The organism is Marinobacter manganoxydans MnI7-9 (assembly GCF_000235625.1).
GTDB lineage: Bacteria > Pseudomonadota > Gammaproteobacteria > Pseudomonadales > Oleiphilaceae > Marinobacter > Marinobacter manganoxydans.
Genome location: NZ_AGTR01000013.1, coordinates 125,437 through 143,400, shown reverse-complemented (window position 1 = coordinate 143,400; position 17,964 = coordinate 125,437). Strand labels below are relative to the sequence as shown.

General features: G+C 53.5%; 16 protein-coding genes. All 16 read right to left on the bottom strand.

The genetic code is table 11. The features are described from left to right. Nucleotides 1-35 precede the first annotated feature (35 nt). Nucleotides 36-404: a histone-like nucleoid-structuring protein, MvaT/MvaU family gene (locus KYE_RS03085; RefSeq protein WP_008170289.1), complete on the bottom strand. Its 369-nt coding sequence runs from the start codon at nucleotides 402-404 to the stop codon at nucleotides 36-38. 177 nt (nucleotides 405-581) lie between these two features. Further along, a complete protein-coding gene (gene tviB, locus KYE_RS03080) occupies nucleotides 582-1,844 on the bottom strand; it encodes a Vi polysaccharide biosynthesis UDP-N-acetylglucosamine C-6 dehydrogenase TviB (RefSeq protein ID WP_008170288.1) in 1,263 nt (420 codons plus the stop codon). A 43-nt stretch (nucleotides 1,845-1,887) separates the two neighbouring features. Next, nucleotides 1,888-3,276 carry an MBL fold metallo-hydrolase RNA specificity domain-containing protein gene (locus KYE_RS03075; RefSeq protein WP_008170287.1) on the bottom strand — a complete coding sequence of 463 codons (1,389 nt, stop codon included), beginning with the start codon at nucleotides 3,274-3,276 and terminating at the stop codon, nucleotides 1,888-1,890. Nucleotides 3,277-3,345: 69 nt separating this feature from the next. Then, a complete protein-coding gene (pseI, locus tag KYE_RS03070) occupies nucleotides 3,346-4,398 on the bottom strand; it encodes a pseudaminic acid synthase (RefSeq protein WP_008170286.1) in 1,053 nt (350 codons plus the stop codon). A gap of 18 nt (nucleotides 4,399-4,416) precedes the next feature. Continuing rightward, the gene (pseH, locus tag KYE_RS03065; RefSeq protein WP_227497730.1) at nucleotides 4,417-4,923 is read right to left on the bottom strand and encodes a UDP-4-amino-4,6-dideoxy-N-acetyl-beta-L-altrosamine N-acetyltransferase; all 507 of its coding nucleotides are present in this window, start codon (nucleotides 4,921-4,923) and stop codon (nucleotides 4,417-4,419) included. Beyond that, nucleotides 4,916-6,031: a UDP-2,4-diacetamido-2,4,6-trideoxy-beta-L-altropyranose hydrolase gene (gene pseG, locus KYE_RS03060; protein ID WP_008170284.1), complete on the bottom strand. Its 1,116-nt coding sequence runs from the start codon at nucleotides 6,029-6,031 to the stop codon at nucleotides 4,916-4,918. The genes pseH and pseG overlap by 8 nt, the downstream gene beginning before the upstream one ends. Continuing rightward, entirely contained in the window at nucleotides 6,024-6,725 is a 702-nt protein-coding gene (pseF, locus tag KYE_RS03055; protein ID WP_008170283.1) for a pseudaminic acid cytidylyltransferase, read from the bottom strand. The genes pseG and pseF overlap by 8 nt, the downstream gene beginning before the upstream one ends. After that, on the bottom strand, nucleotides 6,722-7,882 hold the full coding sequence (pseC, locus tag KYE_RS03050) for a UDP-4-amino-4,6-dideoxy-N-acetyl-beta-L-altrosamine transaminase (RefSeq protein WP_008170282.1): 1,161 nt from the start codon (nucleotides 7,880-7,882) through the stop codon (nucleotides 6,722-6,724). Before pseC ends, pseF begins: the two co-directional genes overlap by 4 nt. Nucleotides 7,883-7,885: 3 nt before the next feature. Beyond that, the gene (gene pseB, locus KYE_RS03045; protein ID WP_008170280.1) at nucleotides 7,886-8,884 is read right to left on the bottom strand and encodes a UDP-N-acetylglucosamine 4,6-dehydratase (inverting); all 999 of its coding nucleotides are present in this window, start codon (nucleotides 8,882-8,884) and stop codon (nucleotides 7,886-7,888) included. Nucleotides 8,885-9,026: 142 nt separating this feature from the next. Continuing rightward, entirely contained in the window at nucleotides 9,027-10,967 is a 1,941-nt protein-coding gene (locus KYE_RS03040) for a polysaccharide biosynthesis protein (RefSeq protein ID WP_008170278.1), read from the bottom strand. A gap of 34 nt (nucleotides 10,968-11,001) precedes the next feature. After that, nucleotides 11,002-12,843 (bottom strand): glutamine--fructose-6-phosphate transaminase (isomerizing), encoded by a 1,842-nt coding sequence (gene glmS, locus KYE_RS03035; RefSeq protein ID WP_008170276.1) that lies wholly within the window; start codon nucleotides 12,841-12,843, stop codon nucleotides 11,002-11,004. A 48-nt stretch (nucleotides 12,844-12,891) separates the two neighbouring features. Further along, on the bottom strand, nucleotides 12,892-14,106 hold the full coding sequence (locus tag KYE_RS03030; protein WP_008170274.1) for a DegT/DnrJ/EryC1/StrS family aminotransferase: 1,215 nt from the start codon (nucleotides 14,104-14,106) through the stop codon (nucleotides 12,892-12,894). Nucleotides 14,107-14,147: 41 nt separating this feature from the next. Beyond that, nucleotides 14,148-14,768, bottom strand: a complete 621-nt coding sequence (locus KYE_RS03025; RefSeq protein ID WP_008170273.1) for an acetyltransferase — start codon at nucleotides 14,766-14,768, stop codon at nucleotides 14,148-14,150. Next, on the bottom strand, nucleotides 14,768-15,364 hold the full coding sequence (locus KYE_RS03020) for a sugar transferase (protein WP_039881817.1): 597 nt from the start codon (nucleotides 15,362-15,364) through the stop codon (nucleotides 14,768-14,770). Before KYE_RS03020 ends, KYE_RS03025 begins: the two co-directional genes overlap by 1 nt. Nucleotides 15,365-15,390: 26 nt before the next feature. Beyond that, on the bottom strand, nucleotides 15,391-16,653 hold the full coding sequence (tviB, locus tag KYE_RS03015; RefSeq protein ID WP_008170270.1) for a Vi polysaccharide biosynthesis UDP-N-acetylglucosamine C-6 dehydrogenase TviB: 1,263 nt from the start codon (nucleotides 16,651-16,653) through the stop codon (nucleotides 15,391-15,393). A 25-nt stretch (nucleotides 16,654-16,678) separates the two neighbouring features. After that, complete coding sequence (locus KYE_RS03010; RefSeq protein ID WP_081467495.1) at nucleotides 16,679-17,905, bottom strand: glycosyltransferase family 4 protein; 1,227 nt, start codon at nucleotides 17,903-17,905, stop codon at nucleotides 16,679-16,681. Between the last annotated feature and the right edge of the window lie 59 nt (nucleotides 17,906-17,964).

Here is a 17,964-nt window from a genome sequence, read left to right as displayed (position 1 = left end):
CCGGGGGAGAGGGGGGAAGCAAATGCAGGCCTGAATCAGTCCTGCTGCCAGCTCTGCACAGCTTCCTTACCATGCTTCTGACGCCACTCATTCAGCGTCTTATGATTGCCACCACGGGTCTTGACCACTTCACCGGTGTGCGGGTTCTTGTAAGTCTTCATCGGGCGCTTCGGGCGGCTGCCAGCGGTTGTGTCAGCCTTTGCGCCAGCCACTGAGGGATCAATAGCAGAGAGAATTTGAAGTACATCCTTCGGCGACTTGTCATACTCCTTCATCAAGGCGCGAACCTTGTTTTCAAACTCCAGTTCACCTTTCAGAGCCTGGTCTTCTTCAAGCTGTTCCAGCTCTGCAGCAAGCTTTTCCATAAGCTGTTTTTTCTGGTAATAGTCGTTAATCTTTGCCATGGAATTAAAACCTTATTCAAATAGGGGTTTTAAAAACTTAAGTGGAGTTGACGAAAAGTCAGGCACAATAATAATAAAATAAATGTAGTCTGGCAAAATTATTTATTTACGACCCCTTAATAAAAAAGCCGATCAACTTGACCGGCTTTTAAAATACACGCTGTACGAAAATTGTACTTACAATCTGAGATCCGCCTCGCCCAACGGCAAAACACCCTTCAGGTCGAATAGAACCCCATTATCTTTCAAATAAGCACGCAATTCCTTCGAAGGCTTGCCAGCATATTCACGATGCGGCACGGCAAGAAACAGCGCGTCATAATCTCCGGGTTTCGGGGACTCCACCAGGGAAATACCATATTCATGTTCGGCTTCGGCATTATCCGCCCAGCAGTCCGTTACATCCACAGAGCAACCGAAATCTTCCAGCTCACGGATAACATCAATAACCCGAGTGTTTCGCAAATCCGGGCAGTTTTCCTTAAAGGTGAGCCCCATTACAAGAACTCTTGACGAGGCCACGGTATGTCCGGCTTTGATCATGGCCTTTACCAGCTCAGCTGCCGCATATGGGCCCATATTGTCGTTTACCCGCCGGCCGGACAAAATAATTTCAGGATGGTAACCAATAGCCTGGGCTTTGTGGGTGAGGTAGTACGGGTCCACACCGATGCAGTGGCCACCCACCAGGCCGGGTTTAAAGGGCAGGAAATTCCATTTGGTTCCCGCTGCAGCAAGCACTTCATGGGTATCAATTTTCAGGCGAGAAAAAATCATCGAAAGCTCATTCATCAGCGCGATATTCAGATCGCGCTGGGTGTTTTCGATAACCTTTGCCGCTTCGGCCACTTTGATGGAACTGGCTTTATGGGTGCCTGCGGTAATAACACTGGCATATAGTGCATCCACCTCATCGGCAATATCCGGAGTGGAACCAGAAGTCACTTTCATGATGCTGGTTACCCGATGCTCTTTGTCACCCGGATTGATTCGCTCGGGACTGTAACCGGCGAAGAAATCCTTGTTAAACGCAAGACCGGAGACTTTCTCCAGAACCGGCACGCAAACTTCTTCCGTGGCGCCGGGATATACCGTGGATTCGTAAATCACAATATCGCCCTGCTTCAAAACCTTGCCTACGGTTTCGCTGGCTTTTACCAGAGGTGTTAAATCCGGCGTTTTGAATTCATCGATCGGGGTGGGCACCGTGACAATATAAATCTGGCAATCACGAATGCCTTCAAGATTATCGGTAAAAGACAAACCCGACGCCGCAGCCAATTCTTCCCGGGACACCTCACGAGTGAAATCAACGCCATCTTTCAGCTCGGCAATTCGCTTTTTATTGATATCGAAACCGATAATCTCCCGCTTTTCACCAAAGGCCGCGGCGAGAGGCAGCCCCACGTAACCAAGACCAATAACTGCAATTTTCTTCATTTGAATTCCTTTCCCTAGAAGCAAAACCCGGCGTCGATCCGCCCTACTCAGATGGTATAATTATGTCTGTACCCGTCAGGGATTGAAAACACCTTTTCAACGCCAGTTTAGCGCCCGGATCACCGTGGACAATTCGAATCTCACGGGGCGGGACAGGTATACCTGATACAAACGCCACAAGATCCGATTGCCCCGCATGTGCAGAATAGCCACCGACCTGATGAACGCGGGCCCGGATATCGTAGCGCTCACCATCAAGCTCCACCCAACCACCGCGAGGCCCATAAGTGAGGATATCGCGCCCCGGCGTGCCCGCAGCCTGGTAACCCACAAACAGGACATCGTTCCGCTTATCCCCAAGCATTGCCTTCAGATAATTCACCACACGGCCACCGGCGCACATACCGGAGCCGGCCAGAACCACACAGGCGCGGTGGGAACGGGCAAGGTAATCCACAGCATTCAGGTGGTCTTCATGGAAGTTGATAACCGTGAGTTGCTCGAAAGAAAGCGGATGCCGGCCCTGGCGCACCAAGTCTGTGGCCTCAGCATCCCAGTAAGGCTTCAGGTCTCGATAGATTCGAGTGAATTCAGCCGCCAGCGGCGAATCCACAACAATTTCCAGGTTGCTCCAGAGCTCTCCACCAAACTCATTGATAAGGCCCTCAATCTCATAAAGCAACTCCTGCGTGCGCCCAATACTGAACGCCGGTACCAACACCGTTCCACCATCTTCCAGCGCGTGCTCCAGAACCGCCTTCAACCGGTAACGCCGCATTTCCCGGTCCTCGTGGTCTTTGTCTCCATAAGTGCTCTCGATCACCAACCGATCTGCTCGCTCGGGGGATTGGGGGGCGGGCAGCAACGGAGCATGGGGCGCGCCGAGGTCGCCACTGAACACAACCCGTTCTTCAGATTCGCCCGCACGTGCATCACACTCAACATAGGCCGAGCCCAGAATATGCCCAGCCCTCTGCAGCCGAACCGACAGCGAGCAATCATCCCCCGCGAACACCGAATGCCACTGGCCATAAGGCACCGGCACCAGGCGGGAACGGATCACTCCCAGAACCAGTTCAATCAGCTGCCGGTCTCGGGTGAAGCCGATCTTCAGGGCATCCTCCAGAATCTCCGGCAGCATAATGGCTGAAGGTTCGGAACAAATAATGGGCCCATCGAACCCCGCAGCCAGCAAATAGGGAATGCGCCCCACGTGGTCGATATGCACGTGGGTGACCACCAGGGCCCGGATATGATCAATGGGAAAATCAATGGAGAGATCAGACGCGGAAGCACCGCGGCCCTCGTCCTGGCCCTGGAACAGGCCGCAGTCTATGAGGATGCCGCTCTTTTCGGCCGCGTGACCAACGGTGAGTTCGTGGCAGGAGCCGGTTACGCCAGAGGTGGCGCCGTGGTGAGATATCGAGATCATGCTGAACGTCCTTGTTGATAGTTTTGAAACTGCCCCAGTCCTTGGGCAAATTTCTTGTTTGAGCACCGGTTACTGAAAGTCTTCTTTCCTGACCGGGGAGTTCCTGTTTATGTCATGTGCGGCCACCTTGCCAACAACGGCTTTCAGGTGCTTGGGCGCCAACCCGAAACCCGGGCGAACACTCCTTACATCTTCGCCGGATATGACGTCCCCCGCCTTGATATCATTCACAAAGTATAAGGAACGGCGAAACAGCGCGTTACCCTGCTCGCTGGATTTTCGACCGTAATTCACCTCGCCAAGTGCCCTCCAGGCTATCTTGCTATCCCGGCAAAGCGCTTTGAGATCGTCAGGCTCAAGGGAAAAACTGTCATCCGGACCACCGCCAGAACGGTCGAGCGTGAAGTGCTTCTCAATGATTGATGCACCCAGTACAACGCTGGCAATCGCCGTTGTATTGTCCAGGGTGTGATCCGAAAGCCCTGTTATCAGGCCGAAACGCTGCTGCATGTCTACAATGGTCCGCAGATTATAGTCTTCTGCCGGCGCCGGGTAGCCACTTACACAGTGAAGAATCGCCAGCTGTTTACAGCCAGCTCCTCTCGCCGCATCAATGGCCTCCCGGATTTCTTCCGCATCCGCCATCCCGGTGGAAATGATCATCGGCTTGCCGGTGCGGGCCACGTACTCAATCAATGGCAGATCCACAGCCTCAAACGAGGCGATCTTGTAGGCAGGTGCGCCGAGTTCCTCAAGCAGATCAACAGCGGTGGTATCGAACGGCGAACTGAAAATCGTAATCCCCCGCTCCCGGGCCCGCTCAAATAGAGGCTTGTGCCAGTCCCACGGCATGTGGGCCTCTTCATATAACTCGTAGAGGGTACGACCGTCCCAGAGCCCGCCTTTGATTTTGAAATCATCAGCATCGGAGTTCAGGGTGATGGTATCGGGCCGGTAAGTCTGCAATTTTACCGCGTCTGCCCCGGCTTCGGCCGCTTCATCAATGATCTTCAGAGCCGTTTCAAGCTTGCCGTTATGGTTGGCGGACAGCTCCGCAATTATGTAAGGCGTCTGAGATGATGAAATTTCACGACCATCAATGACAATTTTTGCTTCACTCATAAACACGCCCTTAAACTTTTATTTCGCGTTTTTCCACTCGGCAGCCAGAAGGCCAAAACAGATAACATCGTGATAACCCTCGCCATCGCAGTGTTGCTCTCTAAGAACACCTTCCCGGGTAAATCCAAGACGCTCATGGAAGCGGATTGATCGTTCGTTAAAACCGAGCGCCTGCCCGCAGAGTTTATGCAATTCCAGCTCTTCAAAGGCGTACCTCAAGGCAGCCTCACCAAGCGACCGCCCGGTTCCTGGCTCCGCATCCGGTGCCAGATAGAAGCCCCAGTCTGCAACCTGGGCACAGCGGGTCGAGGAGATATTAACGAAGCCGACAGGGGCCGAATCAACCTCGTAGATCAGCAGCCACACACCGGGGGCTTCACTGTTCCGGGCAAACCACTGCTCATGCTCTTCGGGGGAGATCTCATGGCTGGTGTACATAAACTGGCGCACATCGGGATGATTCCGCCAATTCCGAACCCTCGCCAGGTCCCCGGAGCGCATAAGTCTCAGCCGCCCACTACTCATCCGAAACCTCCCGGAGGGCATCAGCCACACGCTGCACACCCAGGCCATCGCAGATTGGGGCAGCATTCTGACTCATCTCAAGCAACCTGCCGGGCGCGAATACTTCATGCATCGCCCTGGGCAATGTCTCTTCAATAGCGTCCGGCCACCCCAAAATGAGTGATGCGCCAGCCCGTTTCAACGCCTCAGCGCCCGGCCGTTGGTTGTCCGCCATTACCACAAGCAAACTGGGCAAACCAAGGCAGCAGCGTTCCCAGGCAGAGCCCCCAGCGGCACCAATGGCAAGATCTGCCTGGCTCATCAGCTCCGCCATGTTGCTGGCATTTACGACCACCCGTGTATCCAGACGCATTGATTCAGCTTGCTCTATCACCTCGTCGATATGAGGACAGGCCGCCCCGAGAACGACGGTAACCCGGCAAGAGGCAACAACCTCGATGCTATCCAATACCCTCAAAACATCGCCGGTAACATTAACTGCATCCACGCCCCCCATACTAACAAGTATGTTCCCGGGCTCCCGGGTTTTCCTTTCTTCGACAGACAGGGCACGTGCCCGTGAGAACTCGGGCCTGAGCAAAGCGTAATCAGAGCCAGTCAGCCGTTCGGCATGGATCGGTACAAGACCATCGTAATCATGCAGTTCACGCCCCAGATTCTGGTCCAGAATCAAATCGCACTGATGCTTTCGGTCTGCAAGGTCATCAATAGCCATCAGGCGCCGGCAACAACCAACAACCTTAGACTCCCAGCGATGATCGAGTGCGTAGTGGTCTACCACCAGCCAGTCCAACTCGATGCCTTTCAGTGCCTTTAGAGTGTCAGAGGCATCGGCTTCCCAGCTCTCTCCCAGCCAGCCGGCGTGGGGTGGCTCATCTTCAGAATAGCTCGCGCTTTGCTCCGCCCCGCCCGATGAAAGCATTAATACCTGGTGCCCCCGGCTGCACACCGCGCTTTCGAGATTTCCCGGCTTGTGCCGCATTACGAAAAAACATCGGGCACCTGATTCCGCCAGCGCGTCTGCAAGAGTGAGGCAGCGCATCACATGACCAGAGCCTATAAGGGTGGATGCATCGACCCGAAAAGCCACTGCAAGCGATTCAGCCATTGCGCGCCCTGGCTCTCAACGCTTCGAACATATACTCAGCCGTCTTCCAATCCTCAGGAGTATCAACATCCTGAACACGGTAACGGGGAATCGGGATCCCGATAGAGTCCCGCCCGAAGATCATCCGTTCCTCAAGCCAGGCGTCCGCGGTTCCCCAATAGAACTGACCGGCATCGTGCCAAGCTTCTTCCAGATCCTGGGATCGAGTCGAAAACTGCCCGGGATGCATCATCTCCACCCGCCCGCCATCGGCAAGGCGAAGTGCACGCTGAATGGGAAAGGCATAGCTGGTCACAGAAAACGCGAAGCTGCAGCCGGCGGCTTGCAGCTCCCTTACGCCTTCCCGAATGTCCTCAGGCATGGTGAAAGGGGCCGTGGCGTAGATGCAGCAAGCGAGATCGACGACATGGCCGGCGCTTATAAACCACTCAACCGCGTGCCGGATAACCGGAAGTGTTCCCGTATAATCGTCTGAAAGATGCTCAGGACGCATAAAAGGAACTATCGCTCCGCACTGCCTCGCTACTTCGGCGATCTTTTCGTCATCGGTTGAAACGATCACCTCGTCAAAACAGCCACTCGCTCGAGCCGCTTCAATGGACCAGGCAATCATCGGTTTGCCGCAGAAATCCCGGATATTCTTGCCCGGAATCCGCTTGCTGCCTCCCCGGGCCGGAATGATCGCAACCTTCATGCCGAGAGGGCCTGCTTCAGCGCTTCAACCACCGCGTCCTGCTGTTCAAACGTCAGGCCGTGGTACATGGGAATGCTGATCGCCTCGTTGTAATAGCGCATGGACTCCGGAAAATCATCGGGCGCGAACCCCATAGCCTCGTAGAAAGGCTGAGTATGGACGGGGATGTAATGCAGGTTTACACCGATTCCCTGCTCCCTCAGCGATTCGAATACCTCACGGTGGCTGGTGCGAAGCTCTCCCAGTTTCAGGCGGATTACGTAAAGATGAAGGCCGGAATAGCTGTCCGGATGCTGCCATGGCGTCACCACCGGCAAATCCGCCAGCAGTTCATCGTATCGCCGGGCCAGTTCATGCCGGCTCTTCACGAAGTCGTCCAGCCGTGCCATCTGGCTGACACCCAGGGCCGCCTGCAACTCGGTCATACGGTAGTTAAAGCCCAGGTCCACCTGCTGATAGTACCAGGGGCCGTCTGGCTCATGGGTCATGCGGGCAGGGTCGCGGGTTATGCCATGGCTGCGGAGCATCTCCATGCGCTGCGCCAGTTCTGCATCATTGGTGACAGCCATGCCACCTTCCGCAGTTGTCACAATTTTTACCGGATGAAAACTGAACACCGTGATATCGCTGTACCGGCCGCTGCCAATGAACTCGCCCTGATACTTGCCACCAATGGCGTGGGACGCGTCCTCGACAATGCGAAAGCCATAACGCTCAGACAACGCCTTGATCCGTTCCATGTCGCAAGGCTGGCCACACAGGTGAACAGGCACAACCACCTTGGGCAGACGATCTTGCTCCCTGGCCTGTTCCAGCTTTCGCTCAAGCGCATCCGGGCAGAGGTTGTAAGTGCGGGGGTCGATATCGACGAAATCCACCTTTGCACCGCAATAAAGACCACAGTTGGCCGAGGCCACAAACGTGACCGGCGAGGTCCACAGCCAGTCCCCTTCTCTCAGGCCGAGAGCCGCGCAGGCAATGTGCAAGGCTGACGTTGCGCTGTTAACGGCCACGCCGAATCTGGCACCCACATGGCTGGCCACCGTCTTCTCAAACTCTGGCACTTTCGGGCCCTGGGTCAGGAAGTCCGATTCAAGCACTTCAACAACGGCATCAATATCCTGTTGGGTAATCTCCTGGCGCCCGTAAGGAATCATCAATCAGATACTCCCGATTTTTTCCCGATTGGCGTCGATCCAGGCCTGCAGTTGATCCTCAGACATCCATTCCGAGTTGTTGTCACTTGAATAAATGAATCCTTCAGGAACTTTCTTGCCATCCTTGATACGAGCTGCATCGGCGCTCCAGCCATGAATGGCCGGCAGGATCTTGAAGTGTTCCGGATACTCATAGGTGTAATAGGAATCCTCGGCGCCAATCATCTGCTCATGCAGCTTCTCGCCGGGGCGGATGCCAACGATCTCGTGTTTGGCATCTGGAGCGACCGCACGGGCAAGGTCGGTCACCCTCATGGAAGGGATCTTCTTCACGTAGATTTCCCCGCCCTCCATATCCTCAAAGGCGTGCCACACCAACTCCACGCCCTCCTCCAACGAAATCATAAAGCGGGTCATCCGCTCGTCGGTAATGGGCAACACTCCCTGGTCCTTAACCGACATGAAAAACGGAATGACCGACCCACGGGAACCCATCACATTGCCATAGCGAACCACCGCAAAGCGGGTATCATGCCCTCCTGCGTAGGAGTTACCCGACACAAACAATTTATCTGAGGCCAGCTTGGTAGCACCATACAGGTTGATCGGGCTGCTGGCCTTATCCGTCGAGAGGGCAACAACACGTTTCACGCTTTTGTCGATACAGGCATCAATCAGGTTCATTGCGCCGTTGATATTCGTCTTGATGCACTCGAAGGGATTGTACTCCGCCGTAGGGACAATCTTTGTGGCCGCTGCATGCACCACATAGTCCACGCCATCCAGCGCACGGTACAGCCGATCTTTGTCGCGCACATCGCCAATAAAAAAGCGAACGCGGTGGTCGCCGGCAAACTTCTTGGCCATCTCCCACTGCTTCATCTCATCCCGGGAGAAAATAATCACTTTTCTCGGATTGAAACGTTTGAGGAGCATGGGAACGAAGGTATGGCCAAAGGAGCCTGTCCCTCCGGTGATCAGTATGGAGCTGTTTTCAAACATTAGGTTTCGATTGCCTTAATTTGTTCATTCCGGGTGCCACGACCCATAGACTGCATCTGCATGATAGAAGAAAAAAGGGGGAAGTTCTTCCCAATCTGCCCCTTCTTTTAAAGAACGTTCTCGCCTCGGCAAACCAAACGTTTCAGGCAGGGAAACGCCTTATTTTCTCAGACTCTGAAGGAGAAGCCGCAAGATGACGATCCCCATGACACCAGACCAGATCCGCCAAATCACCGTTATGAGCAAATCCTGTGGGCGCCGTTTTAAGGATCTGAATGATCTCCTGACAATCAAAGTCATGGCTTGCCCGCATCAACCGATTCAAGGTTTGCTCTACCTCATCCCAAGGCATCGAGACCTCCCTTGCCATCATGATCCGGGGGTGAGCCGTACCCTGCGGGTTGTCGCCAATCAACAACTCCTCATAGAGCTTTTCACCGGGCCGCAGCCCGGAGAATACAATTTCGATATCCCCATCCGGCCGATCGTCGGTTTTCTCCATCAAACCCATCAGGTGAATCATCTTGCGAGCCAGGTCGGCGATTTTCACCGGTTCACCCATATCCAGAACGAACACTTCGCCTCCCTGCCCCATGCTGCCAGCTTGAAGGACCAACTGGCTGGCCTCGGGAATTGTCATGAAGTACCGGATAATATCCGGGTGAGTTACCGTTATCGGTCCTCCATCGCGAACCTGATCCCGGAACAGCGGAACTACAGAGCCGGAAGAACCGAGCACGTTACCAAATCGCACCATGGAGAAGATGGTGTCTGACTGGCGCTGTGCCAGACCCTGGAGTACAAGCTCGGCAAGGCGCTTACTGGCGCCCATCACATTGGTGGGGCGCACTGCCTTATCGGTAGAGATCAGCACAAAGCGCTTTACTCCAGCCGCAATCGCTGCCTCTGCGACGTGGAAGGTACCAAACACATTATTCTGAACACCTTCGATAATATTGTGTTCTACCAGCGGCACATGCTTGTAGGCCGCAGCATGGTATACCGTCTCAATGCCGAAACTCCGCATCGCGGTCTCGCAGCGCCGACGGTGGGTAACACTGCCCAGCAACGGGTGGATTTCTACCCCAAGTGCCTCAATCTGATTGATCGCCTGAAGCTCGCGCTCAATGGCGTAAAGAGAAAACTCAGACTGTTCAAAAAGCACCAATTTGGAAGGACGGTGCTGAATGATCTGGCGGCACAACTCGGAACCTATTGAGCCACCAGCCCCGGTTACCATTACTGCGCGCTCATACAGGCTGGTAGCGACCTGTGCATTGTCTGGCTGCACGGGGTCCCGACCCAACAAATCCTCAAGCTCCAGATCCCGGATATCATTGATGCGTGCCTGGCCCGCTACCAGTTCGGACATGGTTGGAACGGTCTGCACCGGAATGGCGAGCGGCTCCAGCTTTTTCAGCAAGCGCTTACGGTCAATACCAGAATCGGCATCCAGAGCCAGCAACAAACGCTTGATACGATGCTCCCTCACCACACGCTCGATGTGACTGATGTCGTAAACCGGGATTCCATTAATCAAGGCCCGGTGGTTTGCTTTCAGCAACGTGATAAAAGCCGCAGGATGATATTCGGTGCCTTGATCCAGCGCGTTCGCAAGTTGCAGGCCGGTCTCGCCTGCACCAACAATCGCCACAAACTGCTTGTTGCGATGCCGAGGACGATTCACCAGCATACGGACCGTCATTCTGGTTCCGCTTACAAAGATAAAAGCCAGCGCCCCGTAAATGATAGGCACGGAACGAGGAACCTGTACCTCAAGCCAATATCCCAACAAGATCAAGGTGATCGACGAAATCACCACCCCGGTTATCACCGTGATAAAGGCCCTGTCACTCAGATAGCGAATGACCGCGCGATAGAGACCCAGCTTTATGAACACGGCAATCGTGAAGACAACCGTTAACCCAGAGACAATAAGCTGCCCCTGATCAGGCACCCAGAACCGCTGCTCCAGGCGCAGCGAAAACGCCGCCCACAAAGCAAAAAACAGAACCGCCACATCAGCAAAAACCGACACCAGCCGCTTGTGGACCCGAGATAAATTCAGGAATTTTTCAAACATGGTGTTCCTTTACCAGAAAAGATGATCGCCACATTCACTCAACAGTAACACTTTTGGCCAAATTGCGGGGTTTGTCCACATCAGTGCCCTTCACTAGAGCCACTTGGTAAGCCAATAATTGCAGTGCAACAACATGAAGAACCGGCGACAAGATTCCGTAATGCTCGGGCATTTTAAGAACCTGTATTCCGGGTTCGGAGACGATCTGGCTGTCTCCATCGGCAAACACGAACAGTTCGCCACCTCTGGCCCGAACTTCTTCCATGTTGGCCTTCAATTTCTCCAACAGTTCATCATTGGGCGCCACAACCACCACGGGCATCTCGGCATCAACCAACGCCAACGGGCCGTGTTTCAATTCGCCCGCCGGGTAAGCTTCTGCATGAATATAGGAGATTTCTTTCAGTTTTAAGGCACCTTCAAGTGCAATCGGGTAATGGCGGCCACGGCCAAGGAACAGCGCGTGATGCTTGCTGCCGAACTGCTGGGCGAGATCGCGGATCGCCGGCTCCAGCGCCAGGACTTTTTCAACAGCGACCGGTAAATGGCGCGTTTCGTCCAGGTAGGCTGCCCCATCCTCAGCCGATAACACGCCGCGTCCCTTGGCTAAAACCAAAGCAAGCAGGAACAGCGTCGGTAACTGCGTGGTAAACGCCTTGGTAGAAGCCACACCAATTTCGGGACCTGCCCGCGTTATAAACCGCAGTGCAGCCTCACGAACAATGGAGGATTCGGGTACATTGCAGATCGCCAGCGTGTATCTGTGACCCAACGACTTGGCATACTGGAGGGCTGCGATGGTATCCGCGGTCTCTCCCGACTGGGATATGGCCACAACCAACTGGGATTCCCGGGCTACTGATTTCCGGTACCGATATTCACTGGCAATCTCGACATTGCAGGGCACGCCCGCAATCGCCTCAATCCAGTACCGCGCCACCATTCCGGCATAGCTGGAAGTACCACAGGCCAGAATGAGTACTGAGTCCACTTCCTCAAACATTCGAGCGGCATCCGCACCAAACAAGCCCGCCTGAAGCGTTCCTGCACCGCCAAGCATTTCCAGGGTATTGCCAAGGGCCTGGGGCTGCTCGAAAATCTCCTTTTGCATGTAGTGCTTGTACTCGCCCAACTGAACCGCATCTGCTGTCAGCGTAGAGGTGGCCACAGGACGGGTAACCGACTGGCCCTCTGCATCCCGAATCGTAAACCCATCTCCTGTAAGCTGGGCAACATCCCCGTTCTCCAGATACATCAACTGACGGGTTTCCGAAATCAGAGCGGAGGCATCGGAGGCTGCATAAAAACCGGCTTCACCCTGTCCCAACATCAGGGGCGAACCTTCCCGGGCCACAACCAGCGTATCTGGCTCATCAGCATGAATGACAGCCAACGCGTAAGCCCCTTTTAAATGGGGCACCGCAGCCCGAACAGCCTCGAAGAGCGATGAGGGCGCTTTCCCCATTTTCCCTGACAGGCAGGCCTCCACGAGGTGAGCAACTGTCTCGGTGTCGGTATCCGAAGTGAAGTCGTAGCCCAAACCCGACAGCATGGCCCTTAGTTCAACATGGTTCTCGATAATGCCATTGTGAACTACCGCAAGATTACCGGACACATGTGGGTGCGCATTCCGTTCCACCGGCACTCCGTGTGTGGCCCAGCGTGTGTGGGCAATACCGATATGCCCCTGTAACTGCTCACGATCAACCACTGCGCCCAGCTCGGCCACACGGCCCACGGAACGGGCCCGTTTGAGGCCACCGTTGAGAAGCGCCAGCCCAGCCGAGTCATACCCACGGTATTCCAGTGTTTGAAGGCCAGTTAACAAAAAAGGTGTTACATCGCGAGCGCATACGGCGCCGACAATACCGCACATAAATCAGCAGACTCCAATGGATCAGAGAACATCAGGAATAAGAGAGGCTCATTCTCGGGTGGCCTGTTCCATTACGGAACGCAAAACCGAACAGGTTTTTTCTATCTCTACTTTTGTCAATGTTGGGTGCACCAGAAACATCAGGCTGGTCTCGCCCAATTCTCGCGCAACCTCAAGTGGCTCTGCGGGGCGCCAGCCAGTGCCATCAAATGCACGCTCACGATACACCTCAGAGCAAGATCCTTGGAAACAGGGCACGCCGTGGGAGATTACCTCTTCAACAATTCGGTCCCTAGACCAGCCCGGTGCCAGATATTCCGGTCTTACCTGCACATAGCACTTATAATGCGCGTGGGAGCAGCCATTCCTGCCTGAGCACTCGGAATCACAGCTGACACCACAGGAGAATTCAGGCACCCGCAAAGCCGGCAATTCTCGGCAAGTAGCCCAAATGCGCTCCGCATTAGCGGTGCGGGCTCTGTTCCATTCCGGCATTCGACCTAGCTGAATACGGCCAATCACCCCCTGCATTTCTGTCATCCGCCAGTTGGTGCCAAAAGAATCATGCAACCAACGGAACCCAGGCGGATGCTCACGCTCGTAGACTGCTTCCCAACTTTTCCCGTGATCCTTAAAAGACCACATTTTCGACCAAAGCTCGCGATTGTTGGTGGTGACCATGCCACCCTCACCGCCAGTGGTCATAATCTTGTCTTGGCAAAAAGACCAACACCCTACATGGCCAATGGAACCTACAGAGCGCCCCCGATAGCGTGCACCGTGAGCCTGAGCGCAATCTTCAATAACAGACAGCCCGAACTCCTCCGCCAGCGCCATAAACCCATCCATATCACAGGGCCACCCTGCCAGGTGCACGCACACAATTGCGCGGGTACGAGGGGTGATGACCTCGCGCACAGTTTCCGGCGTAATGTTCTGGGAGTCGGGAGATACATCCGCAAACACTGGCACCGCACCGGAATTCACAATACTGGAAGCAGACGCCAGGAAGGTGCGGGGCGTTACCACTACTTCATCGCCCTCCCCGATATCAAGCGCCTTCAACGCCAAGTCCAGCGCTACTGTGCCATTAGCCAGCGCAATGGCGTATCCTGAATCTGCGAAAGTGGCGAACTCACGCTCGAACTCGCGGCATTCCCGACCAGTCCAATAATTAACTTTATTGGATAGCAGAATATCACGCACCGCATCGGCCTCTTCCTTTGTAAAAGAAGGCCAGGGAGAAAAAGGTCCGTTCAACATAGGTTACTCAGTTGTATCCTGATTCAAGAACTTGGGACTATTCACTGGCGCAGGATTCGCGCTGGATTTCCCACCACGGTTACACCAGACTCGACATCTTTCGTCACTACGGCGCCCATGCCAACGATCGAGGCTTCCCCGACGGAGATCAATTGTTTTATTGAGGCACAGGCACCCACCCAAACTTGTTGACCGAGCTTGACGCCACCGGCTAAAACCGCGTTTGGGCTGATATGGACGAAGTTACCAACGACACAATCATGCTCTACCACTGCACCGGTATTGAGAATGACGCCACCACCGACGTTGGCACAAGGGTTAATAACTGCGTTGGCAAAAACAACTGTACCGGGCCCAATGGAAGCGTGAGAACTAACGGTTGCAGTCGGGTGAACGATAGAAACCAGTTTGGCGCCAGCTCTCGCTAGCTTCCGTTGTTTTTCTTCGCGGATTCTGTTGTTGCCAATGCCAACTACAACGCCCTCAAAATCCGATAGCCTTGCGAGCAACGCCTCCGTCTTCCCGTTCACAGTCCAAGGACCATTCTTCTTAACGTCCGGCCAAGCATCGTCAAAAAAAGTAACATGCTGCCAGCCTAGTTGCTCTGCTGCGTCCGCAATTACTTTGCCGTGTCCGCTAGCGCCAAGAATCGCTATTCGCATCAGTCATCATTCCCAGAGAATTTCGACATAGTGGCCTGTCCCTCTCCGCTGATGCCATCACGAACCAGTACTTTTTTGAGAGTAAAGAACAAGATTTTCAAATCGAGCCAGAGCGATTGATTGTCCACATACCAAACATCCAACCTGAACTTGTCTTCCCAGGAAATCGCATTGCGTCCGTTTACTTGTGCCCAACCAGTTATGCCCGGTCGCATCTCATGGCGGCGATATTGTTCTGCCGAATACAGCTGCAAATATTCCATCAATAACGGACGCGGCCCCACCAGGCTCATATCGCCCTTGAGTACATTCCAAAGCTCCGGCAACTCATCCAGACTGGTGGAGCGCAAAAAGTTACCAAACCGAGTTAGGCGCTGTTCATCCGGGAGCGGATTACCGTGCTCATCGGTGGCATCCAACATTGTGCGGAACTTCACCATCTTGAAGGGATTACCGCCCAAGCCCGGGCGGATTTGGCGAAAGAGGATGGGGGATCCGAGTTTGAAGCGCACTAATAAAGCAACCACCAAAAGCACTGGTGAGAGCATCACCAGTGCCACCAACGCTACGACGGTATCTGTTATCCTTTTAACCAACAATATTCAACATCTCCACAGAATAATTACAAACGTAAATCAGCAGCACCAGACTCCAGAACACCTTTCAGATCAAACACCACCCCATTTTCGTTGCAATAGCTTCTTATATCATCGGCCGTCATTGAAGCGTACTCATTGTGCGGTACGGCTAAAAAAATAGCATCGTAAACACCTGTTTCGGGTTGCTCTATTAACGAAAGACCGTATTCTTCCTTGGCTTCCAAGATATCGGCCCAGCAGTCAGTTACATCGACTTGGCAGCCAAACTCACGCATCTCCGCAATAACATCAACTACACGGGTATTACGTAGATCAGGGCAATTCTCTTTAAAGGTTAACCCCATTACCAATACCCGAGACCCAGAAATGGTGTGTCCCTTTTTAATCATTGCCTTGACCAGCTCAGCCGCGGCATATTGACCCATACCATCATTTACTCGGCGGCCAGCCAGAATGATGTCTGGATGGTAGCCGATAGCCTGAGCCTTGTGGGTAAGGTAGTAGGGGTCAACGCCAATGCAGTGACCACCCACAAGCCCCGGTTTGAATGGCAAGAAATTCCACTTGGTAGAAGCCGCAGCCAATACTTCAAGAGTATCAATGCCCAAGCGAGAGAAAATCATGGACAGCTCGTTCATCAGCGCAATATTGAGATCACGCTGGGTGTTTTCAATAACTTTCGCCGCTTCCGCCACCTTAATGGAACTGGCTTTGTGAGTACCAGCGGTGATGATGTCTGAATAGAGGGCGTCTACTTTATCCGCAATGGCTGGAGTAGAACCAGACGTAACCTTGGTAATAGTGGTTACCCGGTGTTCCTTATCTCCCGGATTAATTCGCTCCGGACTATAACCAGCGTAAAAATCCTCGTTAAACTTGAGGCCTGAAAATCGCTCCAGGACTGGCACACACACCTCTTCCGTAGCGCCGGGATAGACAGTAGATTCGTAAATTACAATATCGTCGGGCTTAAGCACCTTTCCCACACTTTCACTGGCTTTCACCAAGGGCTTAAGGACTGGCGTTTTGTACTCATCAATCGGAGTGGGCACGGTAACAATGAAAACCGTGCACTCGGCGATGTCATCCAGAGAATCGGTAAAACGAAGCCCGCTCGCTTCAGCTAACTCGTCTGCTGATACTTCCCGGGTGAAGTCTTCCCCCTGCTTAAGCTCTGCAATCCGCTTTGCGTTGATATCAAAGCCTACAACATTCCGCTTTTTACCAAATGCTACTGCCAGCGGGAGCCCCACATAGCCGAGGCCAATAACTGCGATTTTTTTCATGGAATTACTCCTTATGAAGACGAATTTAATTTCCCTGCTGACCGTATTCACCCGGCGCGATTTTTTCGCAGATCTCGGGATACCCATTTACTGACGCTTGCAATACCTCCATTAACTGAGCTGCCAGCTTATCGCGATCAAAACATTCTTCAGCCAGCGCCCGGGCGGACGCCCCGGCTTTTTCAAGCCACTCGGTATCGTTAAGCTTTTGATCGACTTCTGCTGCCGCTTTAGCCATTGGGTAGTGCCAAAGTGCAAGACCACAGTTTCGGCTTTTCACTAAATCGTGCATCCACCCACCATGATTCAGCAAAATGGGTTTTCCTGCGGCCAGGGTATCGAAGAATTTATTAGCTGAGTTGGCATGAGCCTGGGGTAAGTCAATAACGAGATTCGAAGCTACAGTTGCGGCGCTCAGAAGTCCTGGAACCTCCTTTTTAGAGAGAGGATTCTCAACGAACAGGTTAACATTCAACACACCGGCCTGCTCTGCCGCGCGCTGTAGGTTAGGTCGCTCCCGCCCATCGCCCACTAACAAAATACGAACATTAGAATTAAGTTTCAGAAGCTCGTAGGCCAGGCTTACCATGTATTCAACACCATTAACCTGTCCGAACGTGCCTGCATATACCAATAACGGGCGCTCTCCCAACCACTCACGCGATGAACGAAACTGCATGGCTTTTGTGCAGTCATGCAGAAATTCCACGTTGTCGCTACTATTTGGAATAACAGCAACTTTGCTGGCGGGGTAACCCGCTCGAACCACACCGGCCTTCATCCCTGGAGATAGTGCTACGACCGATGAAGCGTTCTGGTAGGCCCAATACTCAAGGCGATAAGCAGCGAACCGAAGCAATGGATTGTTCAAAGCACCCACTGCAATCGGCATTTCCGGCCACAGGTCACGAACTTCAAACACCATTGGTATTTGCTTTTTTCGCGCGACAAAAACCGCTGGCAAAGCAATTGTTAGTGGTGTGCTGGTAGCAAACACAACATCGCCATCGAGGGAGAGCGCCTTTTCACGTGCAGCAAACGCAAATGAAAAAAAAGCTCTCAGCCGCTGATAAAATCCAAGTTGATTGGAATATGGAACGGAATACCAGTGTACTTTAATGCCTGCTTCGGTCGTCTGAAACCAGCCGTCCCGACGCCCCTCTGCATCGCGGTAACTGGTGACCATGTGCACTTCGTGTCCCGCAGACACCATTCTACGAGCCATTTCGTAGGATCGAGTACCGCCGGACATTTCTGGCGAAGTATAGTATTGGTGGAGATATATAATCTTCAAAAAAAAGCCCTACGCAT